Raw genomic sequence first — 22,683 nt, forward strand, 5'->3', positions numbered from 1 at the left:
CTGCAACTGAAGGTACAGCTGCGAAAGAAGCAATCCGTCGTATCGAAGAGATCACTGCTGAAGTTGAAGTGGGCCGTATCTACACAGGTAAAGTTGCTCGTCTAGCTGACTTCGGCGCATTCGTTACGATTCTTCCAGGTAAAGATGGTCTAGTACACATCTCTCAAATCGCTGACAAGCGCGTGGAGAAAGTGTCTGACTACCTAGCTGAAGGTCAAGAAGTTCAAGTTAAAGTACTTGAAATCGACCGCCAAGGCCGCGTTCGTCTAAGCATGAAAGAAGCAGTAGAAAAGACTGAAGAAGCAGCTGAAGAAAAACCAGCAACTGACGCTTAATTTAGTCAACAATAGGCGTATTAGCCTATTGTGCTAAAAGCATGTTATAAAGGGAGCACTACGCTCCCTTTTTTATTGCGGACTAAACTAAGCGAGTAGCTTAGCGACAGGAGTACATATTTGTGAAATGGTTTCAAACCGCAGCTATAGGCTTAACATTACTGGTTACTGCTGGCTGTGCCTCTAACTCAAGTCAAAAGGCTGAGTGGCTTTACCCGCCAATGGCGGTACCTTTGCAGGCTAGTGTGCAGCAGGAAGTACAGATTGCTCGTTTAAGCCAATTGCTTCAGCGCCCTGATTTGACGAATGAAGTACGCGCTAAGATGTTTTATGAACGGGGTAATTACTACGATAGCGTAGGCCTTAGAGATTTAGCTCGTTTAGATTACAACCAGTCTTTGGCTCTGAATCCTGCTCAACCGGACCTATTCAACTTACTTGGCGTCTATTTCACTCAAGTGGGTGAGTTTGATGCAGCCTACGATGCATTCGACTCGACGTTGGAACTTGATCCAGAAAACTCTTATGCAGCAAGAAATCGCGCGATTGCACTCTACTATGGCGATCGTATTGAGTTAGCGTTAGAAGATATGCGAAAGCATTTTGCGCAAGATCCTACGGATCCATTTCGAGCACTATGGCTTTATTTGATCCAAGCCGAAAATGAGCCAGAGGTTGCGCGCCAGCAATTGATAGAGCGCTATCAAGCTCGCGATGAGCAGTGGGGCTGGGTATTGGTTGCAATTACATTAGGTGATGTCTCTGAAGAGCAAGCATTTAAAGCGATCTTATCAGGGACACGTGATAATACTTTACTCGCTCAGCGTTTAACTGAGGCATACTTCTATTTGGGTAAGCGTTATCAAAGTGAAGGGGATTTTGCGAGCGCGATTTCGCTGTACAAACTCGCCATCTCATTTAATGTGTATGAATATGTTGAACATCGCTACGCTTTCCTTGAATTGACTAGAATTTATAATGAAGTCAAAGAGCAACAGCTCGCTAAAGCTAAGTTGGAGCAGCTACAGGCGTCTAATTAAGCCGATGAATTAGGAAGAGCCACTGTCATACAGTGGCTTTTTTTGTTGCCAAATAATCTGATTTCAATAAAATGGTTAGCCTTGCTAACTAAAAGTGAGTCTCATGAGTTTAGAAAGTTATTTAATGGAACTGGAGCGTTTTTGCGCTAAAGCATGGCGAGTGCATGCAAAAGAGGACTCGCTCTCAGGGCTTAGCTTTAATGAGTACGACTATTTAAAGCTCATTGAAGAACATCAACAAGGCATTCGTATTACCGACTTAGCGGATGAGATGAAGGTAACCAAACCATCAGCATCAAATATGGTGGCGAGGTTGGAAAAAAAAGGCTTGGTGAAGCGAGTTTCTTGTGCTGAAGATGGTCGAGCGAAGCGAGTGAAATTGACTGAACAGGTAGTCAAAGACCTTTCCTATGAACAGGTGGTATATCAACGTATTGCTGAAAAAATGGGGAAAAAGCTAACGAGTGAAGAAGTTAGTTCACTGGTCAGATTGCTAGAAAAATCTTTAAAGTAAAATTTATCTATTTAGTTAGCCTGGCTAACTTGTGGTGAGAGCATGCAAACTTCGATTTATAAACAATTTTGGCGTTATACCATTCCAACAGTAGCGGCTATGTTAGTTAATGGTCTCTATCAGGTGGTTGATGGTATTTTTATTGGACGCTATGTCGGAGCTGATGGATTAGCAGGTATTAATGTCGCTTGGCCAGTAATTGGCTCCATTCTTGGTATTGGTATGCTGATAGGTGTGGGGACGGGGGCGCTTGTCTCGATTCGTCAAGGGGAGAGTGATTCACCAGGAGCGAAGCAAATATTAGCAACCGGTATCACTTTACTGTTTGCGCTAATGCCGCTGGTATCTGGAGTATTGTTTTTCTTTGCTGAAGACTTTCTCTATTGGCAAGGTGCCGAAGGGCGTGTGTTTGAACTCGGCCTTCAGTATCTGCATATATTGATTGGGGCGTGTGCTTTTACGCTAGGCTCGATTGCTATGCCATTTTTGTTACGCAATGACGATAGTCCTAATCTGGCGACTATGCTGATGGTGGTCGGTGCCGTTATCAATATTGTGCTCGACTACCTGTTTATTGCTTGGTTGGATTGGGAACTAACTGGTGCAGCGTTAGCGACTGCTATCGCGCAGTTAGTTGTGACTGCGCTTGGATTGATTTACTTCTTCTCTGGCAAAGCCAATTTACGCCTTTGTTGGAGTGAGTTGAGGCTTAAGCTGGATGTGATACCGAAGATTTTTGCTATTGGCACTTCGAGCTTCTTTATGTACGCCTACGGTTCAATGATGGTGGCACTGCATAACGCATTGTTTGCGCAATATGGTGACCAACTGATGATTGGAGCATACGCGATCTTAGGCTATATCGTTACGGTTTATTACTTAACTGCTGAAGGAATTGCTAACGGCATGCAGCCCTTGGTTAGCTACAACCACGGCGCACGTAACCAAGATAATATTCGGAAGTTACTCAAAGTTGCGATGTCGAGCTCGGTATTAATAGGGCTAGGCTTTGTGGTGTTGCTTAACGTATTCCCAACGGAGTTTGTATCAGTATTTAATAAAGGTAACGCCCAGTTAGTGGAGCACACGGTATTGGGGATCCGCCTGCATATGTTTGCTTTGGCGTTAGATGGTTTCTTAGTTGTCGCAGGTGCGTATTATCAAGCGATTAATAAGGGCAGCAAAGCGATGTTTGTTACGGTGGGTAATATGCTGATTCAGCTTCCATTCCTATACATTATGCCGAAGTTATTTGGTGTGCCTGGGATCTGGATTGCGTATCCGCTGTCAAACATTGCCTTGAGTCTTGTGGTTATTTTGCTCCTGGTTAAGGATGTTCGTCGTTATCAAAATCAGCATACTCAGGTAGCACATGCATAGAAAAAGGGCTCTTTGAGCCCTTTTTTTAATACTCTAGATTGATATACGCCTAGATATTTTTTACTTCTAATCCAGCAAGTTGATGCCAATAGCCATTACATTGCCTGTTATTGATTGGCATCGGTTTTTGGCCTGTTTCATTGGCGCGGAAGTTATCTAACTCGGAGAAAGTATCAATACCGAGCGGGCTTAATCGAACCACATCAACTAAGCCTTTCATATTTGGTAGATCATTGATTAAGTTATAGCAATAGCCAGATTGAGTTTGAATGCCGTTTAGGTTGAACACCTTTTGGCCTTCTTGGCTGCTCACTTGAATACCGGTTGGGTACTTGATACAGCACGTCTCACAATCGTCTTTCGCTTTGTTCTCTGCTCGCGCGGTAAAGCAACGCGCAGAATAGGCGAGAGGCAGATAACCGTGGCTAAATACTTCAACCTCAAACTGACCTTTTATGCCGATATCTTCACATTGAGTAAGCACGTTGCTTAGCCATTCACGTGACAGTTCAACAGGCATACACCAGCGAGTCATCCCTTGTTTTAAGAACAGGTTTAACGTGTGGGCATTGTAGGTATTGACTGCAGGACCAACCACAAACGGTACTTTGCTTTGACTCGCCAGTTGAATTGCGGAAACATCATTGGCTTCAATGGCGAAGTCACCATTATCGATGTACTTCTTCATGATGTTGACTTCGCTTGGAGCCTCAAGCAGTGCCATGGTAGACAGCACAACTTGTTTGCCCGTTTGGCTTAGCTCTTTAGCGATATCAAACCAATGAGCAGGCTTCATTTCTCGACGCTTTGAGCAAACACTTTCACCCAGATAAATAATATCGGCTGAGCTAGATTTTGCTTGTTGATAAAAGTCTTCAACGTTTTGCTTTGGCCAGAAGTAAAGTAGTGGGCCAAGTGCGTATTTCATATTATTTTCCATCCTGACCTCTACTGCCACTTTCTATGGTAAGCGCCAAGTGTCGTTTGGGTACCTTCAGACACATTTGCTAATGTCGCGTTCCAACTTGGCTCAACTTGATAGTTTTCAGGGTTGTCGAGGTAGCGATCGATCGCTGCACGCCAGGTTCGTGTCACTTGTTCGACATAAGCAGGGCTGCGTTGACGGCCTTCAATTTTCACTGAAGCAACGTTAGCTGCAAATAGATCTGGAAGCATTGATAGGGTGTTTAAACTGGTTGGCTCTTCGAGTGCGTGGTAAGCCTTGGTTTGCTCTTCTAAATCTGCTGTGAAGCGACCCTTACATAACGTTGGGTAGCCAGCGTTTTCACCATCGCTGTAGCGATCGATGAGAATATCATTAAGGCGAGACTCTAAGCCCTTGTTTGTTTCTTGCCAACGAACGTATTTTGCTGGTGAGCAAGCCCCGACAGTGTTTGGTGATTCACCTGTCATATAAGATGATAAGTAACAACGTCCTTCAGACATAATACAAAGACTACCGAACGCAAATACTTCTAGCTCAACATCGCGGGTGATATTGCGTGACAGCTGTTTGACTTGGTGAATAGACAGCACTCGAGGGAGAACAACACGCTTTACATTGAAGTTATTCTTGTAAAAATCGATAGCTGCTACATTGGTAGCAGAAGCTTGAACGGAGAGGTGTAACTCCAAATCTGGGTGCTTACGCGCAGCATAGTCAAGAACGGCAATATCAGCCACAATCAATGCATCGACGCCATTATCGGCTGCTCGGTCTACAGCGTCAGGCCAACGTTCAAAGCCATCAGGATGAGCAAAGGTGTTAAGTGCTACGTGGATCTTTTTGTTGTGGTCGTGAACGTACTGAACTGCTTTTTCTAGCTTCTTACCAGTGAAATTTAAACCTGCAAAGTGACGGGCGTTAGTATCATCTTTAAAACCGATGTACACCGCATCTGCGCCACAATCAATGGCTGTTTTTAATGCAGGAAGGTTACCTGCAGGGCATAGGAGTTCCATTGCTCTTACCAAGACTGTCTCTTCAAAAATTGCTGAGCATTTTATGAAGAATTATGAATGGCAAATTTGATGTAAGGCAGGTTTGGGTGACTTTCTAAGTGAAATACTCACTTGGAGTTAGTTTTTGTGGCGACGGTTTTGTGCAAACAGCTCTTCAACTTCTTGTTTTGGTTGAGGGCGATAGAAGTGGAAGCCTTGAATTGAGTTACAGTTTAAGTTGGAAAGCAGTGTCGCTTGTTGCTGTGTCTCTACCCCTTCAGCCACCACGGTGAGGTTTAGGGATTTTCCGAGGTTGATGATGTTCTCGATGACAGTAACCTGCTTAGGTAGAGTATCAATGTCAGTGATAAACGCACGGTCAATCTTAAGCTCATCAAGTGGAAAACGCGCCAGATAAGATAAAGAAGAGTAACCCGTACCGAAGTCATCAATGGATAGCGAAAACCCCAGTTTCTTAATTGCATTTAGCATTTGTAATGTATGGTCACTGTCACTCATTACAGCGCTTTCCGTTAACTCAAATGTGATGCAACTAGGATCAAGTTCAGTAGAGCGGAGAAGCTTCTCCATATAATCGATGAGCTTTGGATTTCCAAATTGTTCAGGTGACAGGTTGATAGCGACTCGCCCTGGTAAAATCCCTTGCAGCTTCCAACGTTTTACTGTGCTGAATACCTCTCGCATAACCACACGGCCTAAATGTTCAATCAGGCCTGCACGCTCTGCGACAGGAATAAATGCGGCTGGACTAATGTAGCCTTCAACGGGGTGCTTCCAGCGAATAAGAGCTTCAGCACCATTGATACTGAAATCTCTTGCGTTTACTTTTGGCTGATACCAGACCTCTAACCCGTTTTGCTGTAAGGCTTTTTGCAGTTCAATTTCCAACCAAAGGCGCATACGAGCTTCTTTGTTCATTTGGTCATTGAACTTAATCAACCTGTTACGGCCGCGATCCTTTGCTTCGTACATTGCTGTATCTGCATTTTGCAGAAGAATTCGCGCGTCGTTGCCATCACCAGGGTAAGCAACGCTGCCAATTGAACAAGCTAATCGCTTACTAAAATGGTGCAGATCGAATGGTTGGTTAATCAAAGAGATGATTCTCTCAGAGAGCATCTCCGCCATGCGATTGTTTTCTGGCTCAGGCAATATCAAACCAAATTCATCTCCTCCTAAATGCCCTAATACCGCTTGTTGAGGTAAAAGGCGCTTAAGACGAGAAGAAACCTCTTTAATGACTTTATCGCCGATGTGATGGCCTAATGAATCATTGATGTTCTTAAAGTTATCAATGTCCAAGTAGAGCATGATTAATGGTGTGTCATTTTGGATCAGCTGCTCTAGCCTTTTGGTAAAACCAAAGCGGTTGTAGAGCCCGGTTAGAGAATCTATATGTGCATCTTCTTGAGCTGCATTTGAGAGTAACTTGGGTGTTGCTTCCGCATCTTGGATTAAAATCAACTGCGAGTTGCTGCCAAGTACCATGGTGGAGTCTGCATTGAGCTGCACGCGACGTTCAAATCCGCAACGAGGTCCCGTGAGGCACATTAATGGCGCCTCACCTAAGGTTGAGCCTAGTGTGTCTGAAAAGACGGTTTTGGTTTTCTCATCTACAAATAATCGAGAAAAGCTTTCACCGAGTAAATCTCTAGTGGATTCAAAACCTAGCAATCGAATAGCAGCAGGGTTGGCGGAGATTATGCAGTCATCTTCCACTAGCAATAAGCCATCTGGTAGCAAGGACGTTAAAGTTGAGAAACGTCCCTCAGACTCTTCTAAAGAACGAATAAGAATGTGTTTTTCTGATGTGTCGATGGCGTGAAAAATAACATGTTCGACACCATTCTCACCTGAAATAGGAGAGAGACTAAAGTGGAGGCTTGTCTCTATGTCGTTTCCGCTTAGAGTTACCTCTGCTTCAAGCGACTCCCCGCTAAACGTTCGCTCATAGTAAGGCTTTAACAGGCAATAGAATTGTTCGCCTAATATTTGGGAGTCGTTCATGCCGACCAGTTCATTAGGGGACAGACCCGCGATATCACAATAGCGACCATTAACCAGAGCATAGTTATGCTGGTTATCTAGGATCGCGAAAAAAAACGGACTGTTATCCGTTATTTTTGCAAACCAGTGCTGAAGTTGTTGCGATAGCATCAAGGTGTTACCGATATTCCCTAAGAGCTGTGAGTTCCATTAGGCTAGTGGATAGTCCTACCCTATTAATATAACTGGCATTGACGTGATATTAAAGAGTTAGCTGTTAACGCAGATTCTTTGATAAATAACATAAATCCACATTTGAACATCCACTATGATGGGCTATTCAAGTAAACAAGTTAACGGATAACTCGCGTGATTAACAAGATTCGCACCCAACTAGTTCAAAACGCCGCATCAATTTTGCGATCTCCAGTCCACTTATTACCGCAATCTGTACAAAAAAAAGCCTTGTTAGAAGGGCTTAAAACTGTTTTTAAAGAAGCATTAGAAGATGGTGACTTTGAGTTCTTGGAAGAAAAATGGCTCAAAGTAGAAGTGAAGGATATGCAGTTAAGTTGGTATATCAGTTATGAAGATGAGCGTTTAGTGGTTGCGGATAAACCCGTTCAGGAAGATGTAGCGTTTAGTGGCAATCTAAATGATCTAGTGCTTATAGCAGGACGCAAAGAAGACCCTGACACATTGTTCTTCCAACGTCGCCTATCGATTGAAGGGGACACGGAGCTCGGTCTCGAGGTTAAGAACTTAATGGATAGTGTTGATTTGGATTCCTTGCCAAAGGCGTTACAAAGTTTATTAAATCAACTAGCCGAGTTTGTGCAGAAAGGCTTACAATCGCCTTCGACACAAAGTGAGGTAGTAAATGCTTATTCGAACTGAAGCGCCAGCTGATATTCTAGCCGTAGACAGATTACTAAAGTCTGCATTTGAAACAGAAGCTGAAGCAGACTTAGTAATGAAGCTAAGAGAAAACGGTCACCGTTCATTGTCATTGGTGGCATCAACGGATGACGGTGAAGTTGTTGGTTATCTATTGTTTAGTCCGGTAACTTTAGATGGAGAAGATCTAAACTGGCAAGGTTTAGCTCCTCTTGCAGTAAAAGAAGAGTTTCGCTGCCAAGGTATTGCAAAACAACTGATTGAAGAGGGCATGGCATCGTTGTTTGAATTAGGTTACCCAGCATGTGTTGTGTTAGGTGACCCTGCCTATTATTCACGTTTTGGTTTTGCGGCGGCAGAGCTACACGAGATGCGCTGTATATGGGATGTGCCAAAAGGGGCGTTTCAGGTCAAAGCGTTAGCAGAAGGTGAGTTCCGTGGTCGTAGTGGATTAATTGAATATTGTTCCGAGTTCAACCAACTTTAACTTTAAGCAAGTCGCGATCTAGCTGACATAAAGTGTGAACTTAGAGTGAGTTAGCTATATATAACCTCGCAAAGCATTAGAAGAGTGCTATTTTGCCCTTTTTTTGACCGTTTGATGCTTTAGCGGTGTTTTTTTGTAAATTATCTCTTGTCAGCGTCATAGCGTTTCGCTAGTATTGCTCGGCCTTCGGAAAGGAGGTCGCTAGCCTTGTTCTAAAACCGTATTTTCATGTAAAGTTTTCGAGCGGCGCTGGCTCAACAATTTGGAACATAGGTGGAAATCATGTTTACAGTTCTACTTGTGATTTACCTGTTGGCAGCGGTTGGTGTAATCGGCCTAGTGTTGATTCAACAAGGTAAAGGCGCAGATATGGGAGCCTCATTCGGTGCAGGCGCATCAAACACAGTGTTTGGCGCAAGCGGCTCAGGTAACTTCCTAACCCGAATGACTGCAATTTTTGCAACAGTATTTTTCATCCTTAGCTTAGTGCTTGGTAATATGTCTACACATAAAACTGAGTCACAATGGGTTGACCCGACTCAAGGTCAGATCATCCAGCAAGCTGATGATGCGAGTGAAATTCCAGCCCCTCAAGGCGACGAAATTCCTCAATAAGCTATTCTAGCTTTTAGATAGATTTAGCTGCCGAGATGGTGAAATTGGTAGACACGCTAGCATGAGGTGCTAGTGCCTTAGGTGTGAGGGTTCGAGTCCCTCTCTCGGCACCATTGATTTACAAACTTGTAAAACACCTTGGAGAGCGTATAATGCTCGACAAGTCGGACGCGGGGTGGAGCAGCTTGGTAGCTCGTCGGGCTCATAACCCGAAGGTCGTCGGTTCAAATCCGGCCCCCGCAACCAAATCCTTTCAGGATTTAGGCAAGTTTGCGCAGTAGCAATACTGCGAGTTAAGCGGCATCGATATCGCTTGACGTATCAGGGTCCAGCAACAAAAAACCCCGACTTTTCGGGGTTTTTTGTTATCTAAATTTTCCGTTTTGGAAAGTTTAGTGTGTTGCTTGGAATTTAAATTGGGCTCTGAGCCCTTTTTTTGTTTCTGGAGTGGTTTAAATGACTGGTTTAGAAAGACAACTTACTGAAATGCTTGAAGCTCCTGTAGCGGCATCAGGTTATGAGTTAGTTGGATTAGAATTTATTCGCGCAGGCGAGCACTCAACGTTACGTATCTTTATTGATCACGAAAACGGCATTAACGTCGAAGATTGTGCTGAAGTTAGCCGCCAAGTAAGCGCGGTTATGGACGTTGAAGATCCAATCACAGTGGCTTACAACCTTGAAGTGTCTTCTCCTGGCTTAGAAAGACCACTTTTCAAAGCAGCGCACTATGAACAATTTATTGGTCACGAGGTAAGCCTCGTTTTGAAGATGGCTGTAGGCAACCGTCGTAAGTGGAAAGGCGTTATCCACTCAGTTGATGGTGAAACGATTTCAGTTACTGTTGATGGTAACGAAGAAGAGTTTGCGCTTAGCAACGTCTCAAAAGCGAACCTCATCCCTAAATTTTAATTAAAGTCTTAGAGGCTATTTAAAATGAGTAAAGAAATTTTAGCGGTAGTAGAAGCGGTATCGAACGAAAAAGCCGTACCTCGTGAACGTATCTTTGAAGCCCTAGAAATTGCTCTTGCAACATCTACGAAAAAGAAACACGAGATCGAAATCGATGTACGTGTTGAGATCGACCGTAAAACTGGTGAGTTCGAAACGTTCCGCCGTTGGTTGGTAGTAGAAGAAGTTGAAAATCCAACAAAAGAAATCTCTTTGGAAGCTGCTCAATATGAAGATGCAGAAATCCAATTAGGTGACTTTGTTGAAGATGATATCGAGTCAGTGACATTTGACCGCATCACAACGCAAACAGCTAAGCAAGTAATTGTACAAAAAGTACGTGAAGCTGAGCGTGCGCAAATCGTAGAACAGTTCATCGACAATGAAGGTGAGCTAGTAACAGGTGTGGTTAAGAAAGTTAACCGTGAAACTGTTGTTCTAGATTTGGGTAACAACGCTGAAGCTGTGATCCTACGTGATGACCAACTTCCTCGTGAAAACTTCCGTCCAGGTGACCGTGTTCGTGGTCTCCTGTACAAAGTTGCTCCAGAAGCTCGTGGCTTCCAGCTGTTTATCACTCGCTCTAAGCCTGAGATGCTAGCTGAACTATTCCGCGTGGAAGTGCCTGAGATCGCTGAAGAAATCATCGAACTTAAAGGTGCAGCACGTGATCCAGGTTCGCGCGCTAAGATTGCTGTGAAAACTAACGACAAGCGTATCGACCCTGTTGGTGCGTGTGTTGGTATGCGTGGTGCACGTGTACAAGCTGTATCTGGTGAGCTTGGTGGTGAGCGTATCGATATCGTGCTTTGGGACGATAACCCGGCTCAATTCGTTATCAATGCAATGGCGCCAGCAGATGTTGCATCTATCATCGTTGATGAAGACGCACACTCAATGGATATCGCTGTCGAAGCGGATAACCTAGCGCAAGCTATTGGCCGTAATGGTCAAAACGTACGTCTAGCCTCTCAGCTAACTGGTTGGGAACTAAACGTTATGACAGTAGCGGATCTTCAGAAGAAACACGCTGAAGAGTCTCAAGCTGCAATTGAAAGCTTCATGAAGCACCTAGATATTGAAGAAGATTTTGCTCAACTGCTTGTTGAAGAAGGCTTCTCAACTCTAGAAGAAGTAGCTTACGTTCCAGTAAATGAGCTACTAGAAGTTGACGGTCTTGATGAAGACCTAGTCGAAGAACTACGTAATCGTGCGAAGAATGCATTAACCACTCTTGCTCTTGCTCAAGAAGAATCTTTTGAAGGTGTTGAACCAGCAGAAGACCTACTTGGCCTTGAAGGTCTAGAGCGTGAGATGGCATTTAAGCTGGCTGCTAAAGGTGTTGCAACGCTGGAAGACCTAGCAGACCAAGGCATTGATGACCTAGAAGGTATCGAAGGCCTAACTGAAGAACGTGCGGGTGAGCTAATTATGGCAGCTCGTAACATCTGTTGGTTCGGCGAAGACGCATAATATTCAGCAAGGAGGAAGCGGCATGACACAAATTACTGTTAAGGCACTGAGTGAAGAAATTGGAACTCCAGTGGACCGCTTAATTGAACAACTTGCTGACGCTGGAATGAAGAAAGCGAGTAGTGATCAAGTTTCTGATGAAGAAAAACAGAAGCTTTTGACTCACCTTAAGAAAGAGCATGGCGACACTTCTGGTGAAGCTGAGCCTACTCGTTTAACGCTACAGCGTAAGACTCGCAGCACACTAAGCGTTAATGCTGGTGGCGGTAAGAGTAAGGATGTTCAAGTAGAAGTGCGTAAAAAGCGCACTTACGTGAAGCGCAGCACTATCGAAGACGAAGCAAAACGCGAAGCTGAGGAAGCAGCTAAGCGTGAAGCCGAAGAGCTTGCGAAACGTGAAGCTGAAGAGCAAGCGAAACGTGAAGCTGCAGAGAAAGCACAACGCGAGGCCGAAGAAAAAGCGAAGCGAGAAGCGGACGCAAAACGTGACGCTGAAGAGAAGGCAAAACGCGTACAAGCTGATAAGGCTAAGAAAGAAATGAATGCAAAGAACGCAGAAGCGAACACGCAAGCGAAGCAAGAAGCTGATGAACTGAAACGTCGTCAGGAAGAAGAAGCGAAGCGTAAAGCCGAACAAGAAGCTGCAAAGCTTGTTGAAGAAGCGCGTAAGCTAGCGGAAGAAAACGAAGCTCGCTGGAGCGAAGAAGAGAAGAAGAAGAAAGAGTTAGAGAACTCTGACTATCACGTAACGACTTCTTCTTACGCTCGTGAAGCTGAAGATGCAGCTGATCGCAAAGAAGAAGGCGGTCGTCGTAAGAAGAAGAAAAAAGCTTCTAGCAACGACGACCAAAACCGTGGTGGCCGTAATCAACGCGGTGGCAAAGGCCGTAATAACCGCGGTAAACTGGCTAAGCCTACTTCAATGCAGCAAGGCTTCGATAAAACAGCAACAGTTGCAAAAGCTGACGTTGTTATCGGTGAAACAATTGTTGTTTCTGAGCTTGCTAGCAAAATGTCTGTTAAAGCAACAGAAGTTATCAAAGTGATGATGAAGATGGGCGCTATGGCGACTATCAACCAAGTTATCGACCAAGAAACAGCACAGCTAGTTGCTGAAGAAATGGGTCACAAGGTAATCATCCGTAAAGAGAACGAGCTAGAAGAAGCGGTACTGTCAGATCGTGACAACAACGCTGAAGCAGTTCCTCGTGCTCCTGTTGTAACTATCATGGGTCACGTTGACCATGGTAAGACTTCTACACTTGACTACATCCGTAAAGCACACGTTGCTTCAGGTGAAGCAGGCGGTATCACGCAGCACATCGGTGCATACCACGTTGAGACTGACAACGGTATGATTACTTTCCTTGATACTCCTGGACACGCGGCGTTTACTGCAATGCGTGCTCGTGGTGCTCAAGCGACAGATATCGTAGTTCTAGTAGTAGCAGCAGACGATGGCGTAATGCCACAAACAATCGAAGCAATCCAGCACGCGAAAGCGGCAGGCGTACCTCTGATTGTTGCTGTGAACAAGATCGATAAAGAAGACGCGAACCCAGATAACGTTAAGAACGAGCTAGCTCAATACGACGTTATTCCTGAGGAGTGGGGCGGTGAGAACATGTTCGTTCACATCTCTGCGAAACAGGGTACAAACATCGAAGGTCTTCTAGAAACTATCCTTCTACAATCTGAAGTTCTAGAGCTTACAGCGGTTGAAGAAGGCATGGCGTCTGGTGTTGTTGTTGAATCTCGCCTAGATAAAGGTCGTGGTCCAGTTGCAACTGTACTTGTTCAGTCTGGTACTCTAAACAAAGGCGACATCGTTCTTTGTGGTCAAGAGTACGGCCGTGTTCGTGCAATGCGCGATGAAAACGGTCAAGAAGTAACAACAGCAGGTCCTTCTATCCCTGTAGAGATCTTAGGTCTTTCAGGTGTACCAGCGTCTGGTGATGAAGCAACAGTTGTACGTGATGAGCGTAAAGCTCGTGAAGTAGCGAACTACCGTCAAGGTAAATTCCGTGAAGTTAAACTAGCTCGTCAGCAGAAAGCGAAACTAGAGAACATGTTCTCTAACATGGCGGCAGGTGAAGTTGCAGAGCTGAACGTTGTTCTTAAAGCTGACGTACAGGGTTCTGTAGAAGCAATCTCTGATTCTCTACTGAAACTTTCTACTGATGAAGTTAAAGTGAACATCGTTGGTTCTGGTGTTGGTGGTATTACTGAAACTGATGCAGTACTTGCAGCGGCTTCTAACGCTATCATCCTTGGCTTTAACGTTCGTGCTGATGCAACTGCACGTCGTACAGTTGAGAACGAAAACCTAGACCTACGCTACTACTCAATCATTTACCAATTGATTGACGAAGTTAAACAAGCAATGGGCGGTATGCTTGCTCCAGAATTCAAGCAAGAGATCATTGGTCTTGCTGAAGTACGTGACGTATTTAAGTCACCTAAGCTAGGCGCAATCGCTGGTTGTATGGTAACTGAAGGTCTAATCAAGCGTAACAACCCAATCCGCGTACTACGTGATAACGTTGTTATCTACGAAGGTGAACTAGAGTCACTTCGTCGCTTTAAAGATGACGTTCAAGAAGTTAAGAACGGCTACGAATGTGGTATCGGCGTTAAGAACTACAATGATGTTCGCGTAGGTGACCAGATCGAAGTATTCGAAATCGTAGAAGTTAAACGTACTCTTGACTAATTGACTGTAATTATCGGCTTACTCATTGATGAATAAGCAATAATTGGTTGTTGAATACGCCATGGGGGGCTGGAATTAATCCATCCCCCCATTCTTTCTAATAAGAGAAAAGATATGTCAAAAGAATTTAGCCGCACGCAGCGTGTTGCACAGCAGCTGCAAAAAGAACTCGCGATGATCCTGCAGCGCGAAGTTCGTGATTCTCGCCTAGGTATGGTGACCATTTCTGATGTAGAAGTGTCACGTGACTTAGCTTACGCAAAAGTATTTGTTACTTTCCTATGCGTTGGCGAGCAAACGCCAGAATCATGCCTTGAAGCACTGCGTGAGCACGAAGCTCACATTCGTATGATGCTAGGTAAGCGCATTCGTCTACGTCTGACACCTGAAGTCCGCTTCCATTACGACAATACCTTAGTTGAAGGTATGCGTATGTCGAACCTTGTTTCTGAAGTGGTAAGCGAAGATAAGCGTAAGCAGCAAGAGTCTGGTCGCGAAGAAGACCAAGCAGGAGAAGAGTAATGGCTCGTCGTCGTAAAGGTCGTCCAATTAATGGTGTTGTCCTTCTGGATAAACCAACAGGCATTTCATCTAATGATGCGCTGCAAAAAGTAAAACGTATTTACTTTGCAGAGAAAGCAGGTCATACCGGTGCTTTGGATCCCCTAGCGACAGGTATGCTGCCAATTTGTCTGGGTGAAGCAACTAAGTTTTCTCAATTCTTGCTCGATTCAGATAAGCGTTACCGAGTGATTGCTAAGCTAGGTGAGCGTACTGATACGTCAGATTCTGATGGTGAAGTTGTTGAGACTCGCCCAGTGGATGTGTCTCTAGAGAAGCTAGAAGCATCTATCGATAAGTTCCGTGGTGAGTCTGACCAAGTACCTTCAATGTTTTCGGCATTGAAGTATCAGGGGAAACCACTGTACGAATATGCTCGTAAAGGCATTGAAGTGCCGCGTGAATCGCGCAAGATCACTGTGTACGAAATCGTACTACATCGCTTTGAGGGTGATGAAGTCGAGATGGAAGTTCACTGCTCTAAAGGGACTTACATCCGTACAATCGTCGATGACCTTGGCGAGATGCTTGGCTGTGGTGCTCACGTGACTATGCTTCGTCGTACTGGAGTAGCAAAGTATCCTTACGAGAAGATGGTAACGCTTGAACAGCTCAACGAACTGCTAGAGCAAGCTCATCGCGATGAAGTTGCGCCGAAAGAGTTACTTGATCCACTGTTGTTACCGATGGATACAGCCGTGGAAGATTTACCAGAAGTGAATCTGAATGCTGAGTTAACCAACTTAGTACAGCACGGTATGCCAGTGCAAGTATTCGGCGCGCCAGAAGGAACGCCTCTGCGTATGACTTCTGGTGAAGAGAAACTCTTTATTGGTGTGGCAGAAGTTAATGATGACGGTAAGGTTGCGCCTAAGCGCCTTGTTGTTTTCCGAGATGAAGCTGAGCAGTAATTTGCTTTCCCCGCCAATTAAAAAAACCGAAGCCTAATGCTTCGGTTTTTTGTATCTAGCCACTAAATAGCTACTCGATGAGACCGCTTTGTTTTAGTTGCTCGCGCAACTGCTCGGCGCGTTTACGATTCACGCCAAAATCTGAATAGCCAACACGTGACTCTGAGCGTACCACCAGTGTGTCACCGTCTATTTTCAATTCTAGGTCATCAACAAAGCGCATGACCTTCGAGGTACACTCGATACGTAAGTAACCCCCTTCTTTGACTGCAGTTTTCGCCCCAGGTAGTTTAAGGGCAGCTTGCTCGATACTTTCTAGGTTCGCATTTGCTGTCAGGGTATACGGGGCGAGTTGATATTTCTCGCGCTGATCTTGGGTTGAGACGCAGTTAGGTTTATCACCACATGGTGAAGCAGTACGATCCGTCATGGTTTGAACTCCTTGGCTACAGGCGGTTAAACCCAACATAGCGATGGAAAGAAGAGCTGCTTTCTTCATGTTGAATTCCTGTTTGTTATTTTGGGCTTAATTATATGTAGCGTAAGAAAAAAGGATCCAATTATCGGATCCTTTTGTGATGTTGATAGAGCTAAAAGTCGAATTAGACGTCTAGGTAGTCGAGAATACCTTCGGCTGCTTTTCGCCCTTCATCAATTGCGGTTACAACCAGATCTGAGCCGCGAACGGCATCACCACCGGCAAAGATCTTTTTATTGCTGGTCTGGAACATAAACTCTTGTTCTGATGGCGCTTGGATGCGCCCCCATTGATCGAGTTCAACGCCATAAGGTTCAAGCCAAGCCATTTTATGCGGCTGGAAACCAAATGCCATAATGACTGCATCAGCTTCAAGTATATGTTCACTGCCTTCAACCGGCTCTGGGCGACGACGTCCAGCCTCATCTGGTTCGCCAAGTGCGGTCTTAACCACCTTAACACCAGAGACTTTACCTGAACTATCCAGTTCAAGACCAAGCGGCTGAAGGTTGAACATAAAGTTAACCCCTTCTTCCTTGGCATTTTTCACCTCGCGGCGCGAGCCTGGCATATTGGCTTCATCTCGACGGTAAGCACAGATGACGTGGTCTGCATTTTGGCGAATAGAAGTACGAACACAGTCCATGGCTGTATCACCGCCACCAAGCACCACAACTTTCTTACCTTTCATATCAATGAATGGTTTGTCATCCTCTAAATCCATCACTTTATAGGTATTGGAAATGAGGAAAGGCAGCGCGTCGTAAACGCCTGGTGCATCTTCGTTCTCAAGACCTGCACGCATATTCTTATAGGTACCAACGCCAAGGAATACCGCATCGTAGTCATCGATAAGCTGCTGCATTTGGATGTCTTGACCCACTTCAGTATTAAGGCGGAACTCAACGCCCATTTCACTAAAGACTTTGCGGCGGTTCTCCATCACCCCTTTTTCGAGCTTAAATGATGGGATACCGAAGGTTAGTAGCCCGCCAACTTCTGGGTAACGGTCAAACACGACAGGCTTAACGCCGTTACGAACTAGAATATCAGCCGCCGCGAGACCAGCAGGGCCAGCACCAATAATGGCGACTTTCTTATCAGTCCATTCGACTTTCGACATGTCTGGTTTCCAGCCCATCTCAAAAGCTTTATCAGTAATGTACTTTTCAATATTACCGATCGTAACGGCACCAAAATCATCATTAAGAGTACAAGAACCTTCACACAGTCGGTCCTGTGGACATACTCGGCCACACACCTCAGGTAGGCTATTGGTTTGGTGGGATAATTCTACCGCTTCGATAATACGCCCTTCATTGGCCAGCTTTAGCCATTGAGGGATATAGTTGTGAACTGGGCATTTCCATTCACAGTAAGGGTTACCACAATCTAAACAGCGATCCGCTTGGGCTGTCGCTTGTTGCTTAGTAAAAGGTTCGTAGATTTCGACGAATTCAATCTTACGAATTTTAATTGGCTTTTTCGCAGGATCTACACGTTGTACGTCGATAAATTGGTATACGTTCTGGCTCATGATCTATACATCCTCCATGACTTACTGGGCTTGAACGCGCAGTTCTGCAGCGCTGCGACTTTGGTGACCAAGCAGAGTGTTTAGATCTGCCGCTTTTGGTTTCACCAAGTAGAACTTTGGAATCCATTCATCAAAGTTCGCCAAAATATCTTCAGCATGCACTGAGCCGGTTTCTTCTAGGTGTTCCGCAATCAGACCACGTAGATGTTCTTGGTGAATGTGTAAGTCAGATAGGGCAACTGCCTCAACTGACTCTTCATTTACGCGGCCTTGGAAGTCCTCATTCTTATCCAATACGTAAGCAAAACCACCAGTCATACCCGCACCGAAGTTAACGCCAGTAGCGCCAAGTATCGCAACAATACCACCAGTCATGTATTCACATGCGTTATCGCCAGCACCTTCAATCACGGAAATGGTGCCTGAGTTACGTACGCCGAAACGTTCACCTGCGGTACCTGCGGCAAATAACTTACCTCCGGTTGCACCGTATAGACAGGTGTTACCAATGATAGTCGCTTCATTACATTTAAATGCTGTGCCTTGGTGAGGTTTGATGACGATCTTACCACCTGCCATACCTTTACCAACGTAGTCGTTAGCATCACCAGTCAAGTAGAGCTCAACGCCGCCAGCATTCCATACACCAAAAGATTGTCCGGCAGTGCCATCTAAGTGGAGCTTAATTGGCTTGGCAGCCATACCTTGGTTGCCATAACGCTTGGCGATTTCACCAGATAGGCGCGCGCCAATTGAACGGTCGGTATTGATGACGTTATAGAAGAAGTCTGCGGATTGCTTCGCTTCCACAGCGGTTAACGCGTCTTCAATAATCTGTTGGTTGAGTTCTGCTTTATCAAACGGCGCATTAGGCTCCGTCCAGTAAACTGGGTGGCCTTGCGGTGACACAGGCGCTTCCAAGATATTTGAAAGGTCGAGTTTGCTCTGCTTGGCGGTCATCCCTTCTACTGCTTCAAGTAGATCGGTACGGCCAATTAAGTCAGTCAGTTTCTCAACACCAAGCTCAGCAAGCAGTTCACGTACTTCATCAGCTAGGCCGACAAAGTAGTTCATCACCATTTCAGGCAGGCCTTTGAAGTATTCTCTACGTAGGGTGTCATCTTGGGTTGCAACACCAGTCGCACAGTTATTTAGGTGACAGATACGTAAGAACTTACAGCCCATTGCCACCATAGGCGCAGTACCAAAGCCAAAGCTTTCTGCACCTAAGATAGCGGCTTTGACTACATCAAGACCTGTTTTTAAGCCACCATCGACTTGCAGGCGGATCTTATGGCGCAGGCCATTCGCGACTAGTGCTTGCTGAGTTTCAGCTAGACCGAGTTCCCAAGGGCTCCCCGCGTATTTTACCGAGGTCAGTGGGCTAGCAGCAGTACCACCATCATAGCCGGAGATGGTGATAAGGTCGGCATAAGCTTTGGCTACACCAGTGGCGATAGTACCAACGCCCGGCTCAGAGACCAGTTTTACCGAAACCAGAGCTTTCGGGTTTACTTGCTTAAGATCGAAGATCAGCTGGGCCAAGTCTTCAATTGAGTATATGTCGTGGTGAGGTGGCGGTGAAATTAGTGTCACGCCCTGTACTGAGTAACGAAGTTTGGCGATCTCTGCCGTTACTTTATGGCCCGGTAGCTGACCACCTTCACCAGGTTTTGCACCTTGTGCTACTTTAATTTGCAGCACGTCAGCGTTGGTTAGGTAGTGCGGCGTAACACCAAAGCGGCCAGAAGCAATCTGCTTAATGCGCGAGTTACGTTCAGTGCCAAAGCGACGTGGGTCTTCACCACCTTCACCTGAGTTCGAGTAACCACCTAAGCGGTTCATTGCAGTGGCAAGTGCTTCGTGTGCCTCTGGGCTGAGTGCACCAATAGACATGGCCGCCGAGTCGAAACGCTTAAACAATTCTGTGCTTGGTTCAATCTTCTCAAGCGGAAGAGGAGTGTCAGCCTTTTTCAGCTGCATTAAGTCACGCAGCATCGCAGTAGGGCGTTCATTTACCTGCTTAGCAAAGCTCTTGTAGTCTGATGACTCACCCGATTTGACCGCTTGTTGCAGTGTGCCGACCACATCAGGGTTGTAAGCATGGTACTCGCCACCGTGAACGTATTTGAGCAACCCACCATGTTCGATAGGTTTACGTTTAGCCCAAGCTTTACGAGATAAGTTGTAAATGTCTTGCTCGAAGTCTTCGAAGTTGGCGCCTTGAATACGTGTCGTGACACCTTTAAAACACAAGTTAACCACATCTTGGCTTAGACCAACCGCTTCAAACAATTGTGAGCAGCGGTAAGAAGCAACCGTCGAGATGCCCATCTTCGACATGATCTTATACAGACCCTTGTTGATGCCGTATTGGTAGTTCTGCATCACTTCACGGTAGCTCTTATCAATACCGCCATCATCGATCACTTTACCCAGCGCCTCGTAGGCTAGGTATGGGTAGACGGCAGTTGCACCAAAACCAAGTAAAACGGCAAATTGGTGAGGATCACGTACTGTGCCTGTTTCTGCAATGATGTTGGCATCACAGCGTAGGTTGGCATCAATAAGACGACTTTGCACCGCACCGACGGCCATCGCTGCCGGGATAGGTAGCAAGCCTTTTTTCAGATTACGGTCTGATAAAACAACCAGAACGGTACCATCTTGCACCACTTCAACCGCTTGGTCACACAGGTCTTGAATTGCTTTCTCTAGATCTTTCTCTTCAGGATCGTAGTTAATATCTAAGATTGTGCTGCGGTAATGCTGGTCATTAAGTTCGAGCAGCTGCTGCATATCAGAGTAAAGCAGAACTGGTGAGCCAAATGTCACGCGGTGGGCATGTCCATCCGTTTCACAGAAGACATTCATCTCTTGGCCAATACTGGTTGCCAGAGACATAACATGCTTCTCACGGAGCGGGTCGATTGGTGGGTTAGTGACCTGAGCAAACTTCTGGCGGAAATAGTCAGTGACTAAACGCTCTTTAGAAGAAAGTACCGCCATAGGGGTATCATCACCCATTGAACCGACAGCCTCTTGGCCCATATCACCAAGTACTCGCAGTACCTGATCGACTTCCTCGTTGCTCATTGCAAACTGTTTCTGGTAAGTCTTTAGCTGATCATCAGCGAAGCTGCGTTCACCCACTTTATCATCCGGTAATTCGGAGAATGGGGTCAGTTTATGGACGTTGTTATCCATCCATTCGCGATAAGGGTGGCGACCTTTAAGGTCATTATCAATCTCGCTCGATTGCCATAGCTTGCCGCGGCGAGTATCGACGACGAGAAGTTCACCCGGTCCGACACGGCCCTTCTCTGCGACTTCATCTGGCGCGTAATCCCAAATACCGACTTCAGAGGCGAGGGTGATAAGTTTGTCTTTAGTAATAACATAGCGGGCAGGGCGCAGGCCGTTACGGTCTAAGTTACATGCTGCATAGCGACCATCAGATAGAACAATACCAGCAGGACCATCCCAAGGCTCCATATGTTTGGAGTTAAAGTCGTAGAACGCGCGCAGATCTGGGTCCATATCAGGGTGATTTTGCCATGCGGGCGGAACCAGCATGCGCATCGCTCGGAAGATATCCATGCCACCAGCTAAGAACAGATCCAGCATGTTGTCGAGACTTGAAGAATCTGAGCCCGTTTCATTAACGAATGGCGCAGCGGTCTTGAGATCCGGTAACAGTGGCGATGAAAATTTGTAAGCACGCGCACGCGCCCATTGGCGGTTGCCTTCAATGGTATTGATTTCACCATTGTGCGCTAAGTAGCGGAACGGTTGAGCAAGTGGCCAGCGTGGTTGCGTATTGGTTGAGAAACGCTGGTGGAACAGACAGATCGCTGACTCCATTCGAAGATCGGCAAGATCTAAGTAGAAGCGTGGTAGATCCGCAGGCATACATAGCCCTTTGTAAACCATCACTTGAGTCGACAAACTACAGATATAGAAGTCACTATCATCAGTGATCTGTTTTTCAATACGTCGACGGGCAATATAGAGGCGGCGCTCAATGTCGCGCTCGCGCCAGCCCGCTGGAGCTGAGATAAAGACTTGCTGAATATTTGGCAGCGAATCTGCTGCAATTGGGCCAAGTACTGCTGAGTTAGTCGGGACTTCACGCCAACCTGAAACGGTCAAGGTCTCTTGCGCAAGTTCTTGGTTTATAACATCTTTGGCTGATTGTGCTTTAGCTGGATCTTGGTTGAAGAAAATCATACCGACAGCATATTGCTTGCCGAGGTTAAAGCCATTCTCTTCAGCGATTAAACGTAGGTAAGAGTCCGGTTTTTGTAGCAATAGGCCACAACCATCACCGGTTTTTCCATCTGCTGCGATACCGCCGCGGTGAGTCATGCGATCAAGTGCTGAAATAGCGGTACGTACCAATTTGTGGCTTGGTTCACCTTCCATGTGTGCAATCAAGCCAAATCCGCAGTTGTCTTTCTCAAGACTTGGATCATATAGAGCCATTGCAATTCTCCCTTTGCTTCACCTGTCTTCCCGACAGAACTACCAACATAATAAGGGTTGGTATATATGACTAACTATGCATTCTAATTGTTATATATCGAATAGATATGCGCTAAATATTCTTAGAATATTTAACAAAATTTGAGGAAATCATTTTCATCGACTTCACAACGTATAGGTTATTATGAAAAAGGTCAAGTTCCTGGTGGAAAATCATGTCAATGTGCGATTTACCACTTAATACGCTGTAATTGTCTATAAAATTCAGATGGTTAAGGTTTTTGTTGTTACATTTTTGCAACAAAGGGCATTTCAAGATTATAAAAAAGACCAGCACAATGTACTGGTCAAATCATAA

General features: G+C 45.5%; 18 protein-coding genes and 2 tRNA genes. 14 read left to right on the forward strand and 6 right to left on the reverse strand.

Going from position 1 to position 22,683, the window contains the following annotated elements; genetic code table 11:
- The 4 genes from AC4MRV_RS14595 to AC4MRV_RS14610 form a co-directional block, all read left to right on the forward strand.
- Positions 1-335 (forward strand): S1 RNA-binding domain-containing protein (locus tag AC4MRV_RS14595; RefSeq protein WP_491188064.1); only part of this gene is annotated, 335 nt, incomplete at its 5' end.
- A 122-nt stretch (positions 336-457) separates the two neighbouring features.
- Positions 458-1,375, forward strand: coding sequence for a lipoprotein NlpI (nlpI, locus tag AC4MRV_RS14600; protein ID WP_491188065.1), 918 nt, complete (start codon positions 458-460; stop codon positions 1,373-1,375).
- A gap of 103 nt (positions 1,376-1,478) precedes the next feature.
- Positions 1,479-1,889 (forward strand): MarR family winged helix-turn-helix transcriptional regulator, encoded by a 411-nt coding sequence (locus AC4MRV_RS14605; RefSeq protein WP_491188066.1) that lies wholly within the window; start codon positions 1,479-1,481, stop codon positions 1,887-1,889.
- 42 nt (positions 1,890-1,931) lie between these two features.
- A complete protein-coding gene (locus tag AC4MRV_RS14610) occupies positions 1,932-3,269 on the forward strand; it encodes an MATE family efflux transporter (RefSeq protein ID WP_491188067.1) in 1,338 nt (445 codons plus the stop codon).
- Between the two features lie 49 nt (positions 3,270-3,318).
- Here AC4MRV_RS14610 and AC4MRV_RS14615 read toward each other — a convergent pair whose 3' ends face one another.
- The 3 genes from AC4MRV_RS14615 to AC4MRV_RS14625 all read right to left on the reverse strand — a co-directional run bounded on the left by AC4MRV_RS14615 (position 3,319) and on the right by AC4MRV_RS14625 (position 7,388).
- Positions 3,319-4,197, reverse strand: a complete 879-nt coding sequence (locus AC4MRV_RS14615) for a U32 family peptidase (protein ID WP_491188068.1) — start codon at positions 4,195-4,197, stop codon at positions 3,319-3,321.
- Positions 4,198-4,217: 20 nt separating this feature from the next.
- Positions 4,218-5,231 (reverse strand): ubiquinone anaerobic biosynthesis protein UbiU, encoded by a 1,014-nt coding sequence (ubiU, locus tag AC4MRV_RS14620; RefSeq protein ID WP_491188069.1) that lies wholly within the window; start codon positions 5,229-5,231, stop codon positions 4,218-4,220.
- Between the two features lie 117 nt (positions 5,232-5,348).
- Positions 5,349-7,388, reverse strand: coding sequence for a sensor domain-containing protein (locus AC4MRV_RS14625; RefSeq protein ID WP_491188070.1), 2,040 nt, complete (start codon positions 7,386-7,388; stop codon positions 5,349-5,351).
- A 198-nt stretch (positions 7,389-7,586) separates the two neighbouring features.
- Here AC4MRV_RS14625 and ubiT point away from each other — a divergent pair, with 198 nt between their 5' ends.
- The 10 genes from ubiT to truB all read left to right on the forward strand — a co-directional run bounded on the left by ubiT (position 7,587) and on the right by truB (position 15,825).
- Positions 7,587-8,114 carry a ubiquinone anaerobic biosynthesis accessory factor UbiT gene (ubiT, locus tag AC4MRV_RS14630; RefSeq protein WP_491188071.1) on the forward strand — a complete coding sequence of 176 codons (528 nt, stop codon included), beginning with the start codon at positions 7,587-7,589 and terminating at the stop codon, positions 8,112-8,114.
- On the forward strand, positions 8,098-8,601 hold the full coding sequence (locus AC4MRV_RS14635) for a GNAT family N-acetyltransferase (protein WP_491188072.1): 504 nt from the start codon (positions 8,098-8,100) through the stop codon (positions 8,599-8,601). The genes ubiT and AC4MRV_RS14635 overlap by 17 nt, the downstream gene beginning before the upstream one ends.
- A gap of 282 nt (positions 8,602-8,883) precedes the next feature.
- Positions 8,884-9,216 carry a preprotein translocase subunit SecG gene (gene secG / locus AC4MRV_RS14640; RefSeq protein ID WP_005472784.1) on the forward strand — a complete coding sequence of 111 codons (333 nt, stop codon included), beginning with the start codon at positions 8,884-8,886 and terminating at the stop codon, positions 9,214-9,216.
- Positions 9,217-9,245: 29 nt separating this feature from the next.
- Positions 9,246-9,329, forward strand: a tRNA-Leu gene (locus AC4MRV_RS14645).
- A gap of 56 nt (positions 9,330-9,385) precedes the next feature.
- Positions 9,386-9,462, forward strand: a tRNA-Met gene (locus tag AC4MRV_RS14650).
- Between the two features lie 210 nt (positions 9,463-9,672).
- A complete protein-coding gene (gene rimP, locus AC4MRV_RS14655; RefSeq protein ID WP_491188073.1) occupies positions 9,673-10,128 on the forward strand; it encodes a ribosome maturation factor RimP in 456 nt (151 codons plus the stop codon).
- Positions 10,129-10,152: 24 nt separating this feature from the next.
- The gene (gene nusA, locus AC4MRV_RS14660) at positions 10,153-11,640 is read left to right on the forward strand and encodes a transcription termination factor NusA (protein WP_491188074.1); all 1,488 of its coding nucleotides are present in this window, start codon (positions 10,153-10,155) and stop codon (positions 11,638-11,640) included.
- 22 nt (positions 11,641-11,662) lie between these two features.
- Positions 11,663-14,353, forward strand: a complete 2,691-nt coding sequence (gene infB, locus AC4MRV_RS14665; protein ID WP_491188075.1) for a translation initiation factor IF-2 — start codon at positions 11,663-11,665, stop codon at positions 14,351-14,353.
- Positions 14,354-14,467: 114 nt separating this feature from the next.
- Positions 14,468-14,875 carry a 30S ribosome-binding factor RbfA gene (gene rbfA, locus AC4MRV_RS14670; protein ID WP_491188076.1) on the forward strand — a complete coding sequence of 136 codons (408 nt, stop codon included), beginning with the start codon at positions 14,468-14,470 and terminating at the stop codon, positions 14,873-14,875.
- Positions 14,875-15,825 (forward strand): tRNA pseudouridine(55) synthase TruB, encoded by a 951-nt coding sequence (truB, locus tag AC4MRV_RS14675; RefSeq protein WP_491188077.1) that lies wholly within the window; start codon positions 14,875-14,877, stop codon positions 15,823-15,825. Before rbfA ends, truB begins: the two co-directional genes overlap by 1 nt.
- A 70-nt stretch (positions 15,826-15,895) precedes the next feature.
- Here the strand turns inward: truB and AC4MRV_RS14680 are convergent, their stop codons facing one another.
- From AC4MRV_RS14680 to gltB, 3 genes are all read right to left on the reverse strand, one after another.
- A complete protein-coding gene (locus AC4MRV_RS14680) occupies positions 15,896-16,324 on the reverse strand; it encodes a DUF1499 domain-containing protein (RefSeq protein WP_491188078.1) in 429 nt (142 codons plus the stop codon).
- Between the two features lie 103 nt (positions 16,325-16,427).
- On the reverse strand, positions 16,428-17,840 hold the full coding sequence (locus AC4MRV_RS14685) for an FAD-dependent oxidoreductase (RefSeq protein WP_491188079.1): 1,413 nt from the start codon (positions 17,838-17,840) through the stop codon (positions 16,428-16,430).
- 21 nt (positions 17,841-17,861) lie between these two features.
- The gene (gene gltB, locus AC4MRV_RS14690) at positions 17,862-22,325 is read right to left on the reverse strand and encodes a glutamate synthase large subunit (RefSeq protein WP_491188080.1); all 4,464 of its coding nucleotides are present in this window, start codon (positions 22,323-22,325) and stop codon (positions 17,862-17,864) included.
- Positions 22,326-22,683 lie beyond the last annotated feature (358 nt).

This window comes from Vibrio sp., assembly GCF_984391705.1.

What these genes read in the sequence shown, in the direction of transcription:
- AC4MRV_RS14605 (WP_491188066.1), top strand. Translation starts at nt 1,479, where the DNA reads ATGAGTTTAGAAAGTTATTTAATGGAACTGGAGCGTTTTTGCGCTAAA.
- AC4MRV_RS14610 (WP_491188067.1), top strand. Translation starts at nt 1,932, where the DNA reads ATGCAAACTTCGATTTATAAACAATTTTGGCGTTATACCATTCCAACA.
- AC4MRV_RS14615 (WP_491188068.1), bottom strand. Translation starts at nt 4,197, where the DNA reads ATGAAATACGCACTTGGCCCACTACTTTACTTCTGGCCAAAGCAAAAC.
- ubiU (WP_491188069.1), bottom strand. Translation starts at nt 5,231, where the DNA reads ATGGAACTCCTATGCCCTGCAGGTAACCTTCCTGCATTAAAAACAGCC.
- AC4MRV_RS14625 (WP_491188070.1), bottom strand. Translation starts at nt 7,388, where the DNA reads ATGCTATCGCAACAACTTCAGCACTGGTTTGCAAAAATAACGGATAAC.
- AC4MRV_RS14635 (WP_491188072.1), top strand. Translation starts at nt 8,098, where the DNA reads ATGCTTATTCGAACTGAAGCGCCAGCTGATATTCTAGCCGTAGACAGA.
- secG (WP_005472784.1), top strand. Translation starts at nt 8,884, where the DNA reads ATGTTTACAGTTCTACTTGTGATTTACCTGTTGGCAGCGGTTGGTGTA.
- rimP (WP_491188073.1), top strand. Translation starts at nt 9,673, where the DNA reads ATGACTGGTTTAGAAAGACAACTTACTGAAATGCTTGAAGCTCCTGTA.
- nusA (WP_491188074.1), top strand. Translation starts at nt 10,153, where the DNA reads ATGAGTAAAGAAATTTTAGCGGTAGTAGAAGCGGTATCGAACGAAAAA.
- infB (WP_491188075.1), top strand. Translation starts at nt 11,663, where the DNA reads ATGACACAAATTACTGTTAAGGCACTGAGTGAAGAAATTGGAACTCCA.
- rbfA (WP_491188076.1), top strand. Translation starts at nt 14,468, where the DNA reads ATGTCAAAAGAATTTAGCCGCACGCAGCGTGTTGCACAGCAGCTGCAA.
- truB (WP_491188077.1), top strand. Translation starts at nt 14,875, where the DNA reads ATGGCTCGTCGTCGTAAAGGTCGTCCAATTAATGGTGTTGTCCTTCTG.
- AC4MRV_RS14680 (WP_491188078.1), bottom strand. Translation starts at nt 16,324, where the DNA reads ATGAAGAAAGCAGCTCTTCTTTCCATCGCTATGTTGGGTTTAACCGCC.
- AC4MRV_RS14685 (WP_491188079.1), bottom strand. Translation starts at nt 17,840, where the DNA reads ATGAGCCAGAACGTATACCAATTTATCGACGTACAACGTGTAGATCCT.
- gltB (WP_491188080.1), bottom strand. Translation starts at nt 22,325, where the DNA reads ATGGCTCTATATGATCCAAGTCTTGAGAAAGACAACTGCGGATTTGGC.